Source organism: Chitinophaga sp., from assembly GCF_036569125.1.
Classification (GTDB): Bacteria; Bacteroidota; Bacteroidia; order Chitinophagales; family Chitinophagaceae; genus Chitinophaga.
Genome location: NZ_DATCRF010000124.1, coordinates 1 through 6,348 on the forward strand (window position 1 = coordinate 1; position 6,348 = coordinate 6,348).

Consider the following 6,348-nt stretch of genomic DNA (forward strand, 5'->3'; position numbering starts at 1 on the left):
GTGCTGAATATTACGGTGAACAGCAGCACCGAGCAAAGCAGGTACAGGCAGTATTCCCGGTTCTCTTTCCACTTCAGGCGCAGGTAGTGTGTGCCAAACAGCAGAAAAGCGGGGCATAATACCCACAGGTTGTTCAGCTGCTTTAAATGAAATACCCGTTGTATAAAGCCCATGGCGGAAATATTCTGGAATATAACGCCCTGGTCGAACTTGTAATTCTTCTTATTTTTTTGTACAATGGCATCGCCCCACTCCCTGTAAGATTGTACAATATAATCAAAGGAGGATATGACTGCCGGTAAGATCCACAATACAGCGCCCCATAAAATTAAGCTCCCTATCAATCGCCAGCGGTGTTTACTGAAAAAGAAGAATGCCAGTCCTACTATACCATACAGCTTTACCAGGGCGGCTATCATAATAAAAAAAGCGGCCCAGAAATCCTTCCCCTGCCGGATCAGCACAAAGCTCAGGATAAGACAGGCTATAATGGATGGGTTAAACTGGAAGTAGCTGCTGGAGCCCATCAGCTCATGACTGGAAAATATAAGCACCAGGTTTTGCTGAACACGGGTAATGGGCAGCTTACGGATGGCAACGTACAGGAACAGCGCATTGGCTATTACCCATAACATAGCCCCCACGGAAAAGGGCAGCACGGCAAAAGGTGCAATAATAATGCTGTACACCGGGCCATACATGTTCACATCATAATAGTTTTCCGGGTAAGGAATGTACAGCGGCTGCTGCGCCACCAGGTGCAGGTATACATACCGGAAAACACTGAAATTGTTGGCATTGTTGGCCATCAGCTCCTTGGCGGCCACCAGGATAGATAAACCGAACCATAATAAAAGGGCCAGCCAGTCTTTTTCCCCTAACCAGGTCAGTGTAAAACGCTTAGCGGTTGGCAGGCCATTACTTTTTTGCATTAGTTCCATACGGATAGTCGATAGTTGTTGGCACAAAAATAGTGTGCGTATTTTGTATTATTATTTTATTATAAGTTATTTATTAATTTGAAAGTCTCTTAATTGCTCTTATGAACACGAATGTGTCGGTTATCCCTGAGTTTCTGGCCGGCGGCGGTGAAATGGGGGCGCGTATCAGGGAATATGACTGGGCATCCACTCCGCTGGGGCCTGTAGATACCTGGCCTCAAAGCCTCAGAACCTGCATCCGTATTATGCTTACTTCGAGGCAGCCTATCTGGATAGGCTGGGGAAAAGAGCTAATTAAGTTCTACAATGATCCCTACAAGGCTATTGTAGGCGGTAAACATCCCTGGGCGCTGGGCTGCCCTGCCTCCGTGGTATGGAAAGATATCTGGAAAGATATTGAACCTATGCTGCAGCAGGTGATGCAGAAGGATGAAGGCACTTATGTGGAATCCCAGCTGCTGATCATGGAACGGAACGGGTATGCGGAAGAGACCTATTACACCTTTTCCTACACGCCCATACCGGGTGATGACGGCGGCACTGCCGGCATGATCTGCGCCAATGTGGATAATACGGACCGCATTATCAGCGAACGGCAGCTAAAGACCCTTACGCAGCTGGGTAAACGTTTAAGCGGGCTGCAGGCCGGCCGGGATGTGATACAGCAGACCATTTATACACTGGAAGAAAACCCGCAGGACTTTCCCTTTGCACTTTTTTATACGGTATCTGATAACAGGGCTACGCTGATAAATGCTACGGACCTGGGCGATGCTGCCCCGCAGGCGCCTGCTGAAATTGACCTGGATGCCCCGGGCCTGGGCGCTTTACTGCAAAAGGCCGCTTTGCTGCGGCAGCCGCAGGTGCTGAACGGGCTGGAAGCTATTATGGGCGCTATGCCCATGGGCAGCTGGACCATCAGGCCCGGAAAAGCAGTTATACTGCCCATTGTTTCCGCAACGGCTAAAGAGCCTTATGGTTTCCTGGTAGCGGGCTTTAACCCCTACCGCTTACCGGATGAAAAATATCTTGGTTTCTGCTCCCTGATCATGGACCAGATCCTGTCTGGCTTTGCAGATGTGCACATACTGGAAGAAGAGCGGAAAAGGGCTGCAGCGCTGGCAGAGATAGACCGGGCTAAAACGGCCTTTTTCTCCAACATCAGCCATGAGTTCCGTACCCCCCTTACTTTATTGCTGGGCCCTATTGAAGAAGCCATGCAAAACCCGGCGCTTGATGCCGGCCATAAAGCGGAGCTGGATATTGCCTACCGCAATGCGCTGCGCATGCAAAAGCTGGTGAACACCCTGCTGGAATTTTCGCGTATTGAAGCGGAACGGGTGGATGGGAAGTTCACCCGGGTGGACATTTGCCGGCTTACCCAGGACCTGGCCAGCACCTTCCGCTCTGCAGTTGAAAAAGCCGGTATGGCGCTGAACATTTCCTGCGGTTATTCGGAGGCGGAAGTATATGTGGATGTGGAGATGTGGGAGAAGATAGTACTGAACCTGCTCTCTAACGCCTTTAAATATACGAACCAGGGTCATATAGATGTACAGATACAGGTGGCGGATGACCAGGTGCTGCTGTCTGTAACGGATACGGGTATTGGTATTGCGGCAGACCAGCTGGATAAGATCTTTAACCGTTTTCACCGGGTAGAGAATATACAGGGCCGCAGCCAGGAAGGCACGGGCATTGGCCTGGCCATGGTAAAAGAGCTGGTAAAGATCCATAAGGGAAATATCAGCGTAAGCAGCCGCCCGGGCGAGGGATCTACCTTTACTGTAATGATCCCTACGGGTAAGGCGCACCTGGAAGACGGGCGTATTGAAGAAAACGATGCTAACGCCGGCATATCCAAACAGGCCGACACCTTTTTGCAGGAAGCCCTGAAATGGCTGCCGGAAGCGCCGCATCATGAAGCCGTCATCAATGATATCAGCGGCACTACTGTAGAAAACAATCCTCCAATATATAAGGTGCTGCTGGCAGATGATAATGCAGATATGCGGGAGTATGTACAGCGGCTGCTGGCTCACCAGTTCCGTGTGATCACTGCCGTTAATGGCGAAGAGGCTTTCAGCAAAATGCTGCAATACAAACCGGACCTGCTGCTGTCGGATGTTATGATGCCGAAGCTGGATGGCTTTGGATTGCTGCAGCAGGTACGCAACCACCCCGATACCCGGCATACGCCGGTGATCTTTTTATCGGCCCGCGCAGGTGAGGAATCCAAGGTAGAAGGGCTGGATGCCGGTGCAGATGATTACCTGGTAAAGCCCTTTTCGGCCCGTGAATTACTGGCCCGGGTAGAAGCAAATATCAAAATTGCCAAAAGCCGTATTGCTGCTGAAAACAATATGCGCAATATGCTCATGCAATCGCCCATACCTATGGTGCTGCTGCGTGGCAACGCCTTTTCCGTTGAGATGGTAAATGAAAGGGCGCTGGAGCTCTGGGACAAAGAGCATGAAAATGCCATCAACAAACCGCTGCTGGAAGTGCTGCCGGAACTGGCGGAACAGGGTTTTGGACAAATATTACATGAAGTATATACCAGCGGAGTGCCCTATCATGGCAATGAAGTATCGCTGACGCTTATACGTTCCGGCAAGCCCGAACAGGTGTTCCTTAATTTTATTTACGCGCCGCTGCGCGATGCCCATAATACCGTAACAGGTATTATTGCAGTAGGCGTAGATGTATCTGAACAGGTGATTGCCCGCCGCGTTGCCAGGGAATATACCACTTTGCTGGAGCAGGAAGTAAAAAAACGTACACACGAACTGCAGGAGCTGAATATAGCTTTACAACAATCCAATGAAGACCTGCAGCAGTTTGCACATGTAGCCAGTCATGACCTGAAGGAGCCGGTGCGCAAGATCAAAACCTTCAGCAACCGGTTGCAGTATGAATATGGCGACCTGCTGCCGGAAAAAGGCAAAACATTCCTGGATAAAGTGCAGCATGCCACGGAAAGGATCTTTTCCATGATCGAAGGGGTGCTCGCCTACTCTACCCTGAATGCAGCGGAACAGCCAATTGAAAAAATTGATCTGAATAAAACGCTGGCAAGCATTGAGGAAGATCTGGAAGTAACCATCCAACAAAAAAATGCACGCATTATACGCAGCGGGCTGCCTATAGTTGAGGGCGCTTCCATACTCATTTACCAGCTATTTTATAATTTAATTAACAACTCCCTGAAGTTTGCGCGAACAGATGAATTGCCGGTGATACGCATTACCTCCTCCACCCTGCACGAGGGCGGGCAGGATTATGTAGAAGTGGCAATTACCGATAATGGTATAGGATTTGAACAGGAGTATGCAAAGCGTATTTTTGATACCTTTACCAGGCTAAATGCAAAAGATAAATTTGAGGGAACCGGCTTAGGCCTGGCCTTATGTAAAAAGATAGTGGAGCGGCACCATGGCAGCATTACTGCTACCGGTATAAGAGATGAAGGCGCCGTGTTTACCATATTATTACCATTGATACAGATCCAACGACCGTTTAAAGCAGATAGCAATGGCAGTAACGAGAACCTTTTTACTAATAGATGATGATACGGACGACCGCGAGCTATTCGCGGAAGTGCTGGCAGCCGTAGATCCTATTATTACCTGCAAACAGGCCATAGATGGAGAAGAGGCGCTGCGCAAGCTGCAAAAAGGTATTGAACAACCGGACATTATTTTCCTGGATATTAACCTGCCGGTAATGAATGGATGGCAGTTCCTGCGGAAAATAAAAACCGCCGACGGTTTAAAAGATATCCCCGTGATCATGTACTCCACTTCCTCTGATCAAAGCGATAAAGAAACGGCAAATGTGCTTGGCGCATCCTGCTTTTTAACCAAACCTAATAGCTACAAAGATCTGAAAGGCATACTGGAAGCGATTGCCGCAGCAGCTAAACAAAGTAACCCCGCCACAGCCATCTGCAAGGCGATTGCGAGCTACAAAAGGAGGAATTAATAATTAATAATTAACAATTAATATGTACTGCGGGTAGCTGTTAGTACTTACTGCGATAGAATTTGTTTTCCGCTGTTATTTGTAAAGGGTGATTAGTGAACCAGGTGATGAATTGCTGCCATTTTTGCGGATTATTCAAACGCCAATCGTCAAACTCCTGCTGATTACCGTTACCCAATACCCAGTAGTTATAGGCTTCAAAATAACCGGCGCTGCGTACCTGCTGCTGGTAATCAAACAATACAACGGGTGTTTTTTCCTGGTGGCCCAGCTGCTGATAGCTATCCAGGAATTTAGAACGGATATTGTGCAGCGTGGCCAGGCTCACGATCTTCTCCCCTGCTACGGCCAGGGCTAACGTTGGCTCATACACGCCGGTGCCAAAGGGCTTGCGCATTAAAGCCTGCAACAGCGCATCCGGGCCGCTTTTAGGATTATAGACAATGTTAACCGTTTTATTTTTGCTGAAGCTAACGGTAATGCTGGTATCGTCCTTAAATTGAATCTCTGATTTATACGTGTAGTATAATTGTTTGCTGATCTCCTCCGTACGTTTGCTGCCGCGTTCCAGGTTTACGAAGATCTCCCCGTAGATCATGGCCCATACTTCCTCTTCAGAATCAAAGAACAAACGTGCGGCCCAGTAATAGTTGGAAGGGAATGTGGGATCGGCTTTAATGCCGGCTTCAAAAAAGGCTAATGCCTTGTTGTATTGCCTGGTGTTAAGCTCCATTACGCCCCGTTCCAGGTAAAGGTTACCTGCGGCAGGAAAATGCTCCAGCCCTTTATCATACGTTTCAATGGCCTTGCTGCTTTTGCCGGCATTGTCGTAACTATTGCCTAACATCTGGTACACCCGGGCTGTGGCCAATTTATTCTTAAGCATTTTTTTGAGGATGGCAATAGCGCCTTCATAATCCTGCAGCTGGTAATGGGCGAAAGCCATTTCGTAAGGGATCTCCGGATCATCAGGGTTCAGCTGCTGCGCGGCTGCCAGCATTACCAGCGCCTCCGCCGACTTACCATCATCAATAAGATCAATGGCGGCGTCGCGTTTTTGCCTTGCCAGGGCCGTATCTGTTTGTGCGCCGGCGGTAAGGCCGCACAAGACGAGTATGGAACAGACGAGTAAGCGCATGATTTAGATGTGTGGATGTGCAAATATGCAAATGTGCAAATGTGCGAATATGAAGATAAGCAAATGAGCAGATATTGCAGATACGCAAATATGCAGATGAAGGGCTTTTATTTACCATCTGCACATCTGCATATTTGCACATCTGCACATCGTTTACGTTGTAATCAGGTTTTGCAGCGATTGTTTATAATCCTTTCGCATAACCAGCTGCCCTACATTTGCCTGTACAAAGCTTTTTAATACTTCATTCGCTTCTGCTGCGTGATGCTGCTTTTTGAATTTTAT

At 48.4% G+C, this 6,348-nt stretch carries 4 protein-coding genes; 2 read left to right on the top strand and 2 right to left on the bottom strand.

What is annotated here, in order from left to right; translation table 11 throughout:
• Positions 1-941, bottom strand: a 941-nt coding sequence (locus VIM87_RS04380) for a glycosyltransferase family 87 protein (protein ID WP_331995798.1), incomplete at its 3' end; no start/stop codon positions are given.
• A gap of 101 nt (positions 942-1,042) precedes the next feature.
• Between VIM87_RS04380 and VIM87_RS04385 the strand changes: the two genes are divergently transcribed.
• Both VIM87_RS04385 and VIM87_RS04390 read left to right on the top strand, forming a co-directional pair.
• Positions 1,043-4,510: an ATP-binding protein gene (locus VIM87_RS04385; RefSeq protein ID WP_331995799.1), complete on the top strand. Its 3,468-nt coding sequence runs from the start codon at positions 1,043-1,045 to the stop codon at positions 4,508-4,510.
• On the top strand, positions 4,476-4,925 hold the full coding sequence (locus tag VIM87_RS04390) for a response regulator (RefSeq protein WP_331995800.1): 450 nt from the start codon (positions 4,476-4,478) through the stop codon (positions 4,923-4,925). The genes VIM87_RS04385 and VIM87_RS04390 overlap by 35 nt, the downstream gene beginning before the upstream one ends.
• Positions 4,926-4,965: 40 nt before the next feature.
• Here the strand turns inward: VIM87_RS04390 and VIM87_RS04395 are convergent, their stop codons facing one another.
• Positions 4,966-6,063 carry a tetratricopeptide repeat protein gene (locus VIM87_RS04395; RefSeq protein ID WP_331995801.1) on the bottom strand — a complete coding sequence of 366 codons (1,098 nt, stop codon included), beginning with the start codon at positions 6,061-6,063 and terminating at the stop codon, positions 4,966-4,968.
• Between the last annotated feature and the right edge of the window lie 285 nt (positions 6,064-6,348).

Bases quoted from the DNA above. Each gene is read 5' to 3' on its own strand.
- VIM87_RS04385 (WP_331995799.1), top strand. From the start codon at position 1,043: ATGAACACGAATGTGTCGGTTATCCCTGAGTTTCTGGCCGGCGGCGGT.
- VIM87_RS04395 (WP_331995801.1), bottom strand. From the start codon at position 6,063: ATGCGCTTACTCGTCTGTTCCATACTCGTCTTGTGCGGCCTTACCGCC.
- VIM87_RS04390 (WP_331995800.1), top strand. From the start codon at position 4,476: ATGGCAGTAACGAGAACCTTTTTACTAATAGATGATGATACGGACGAC.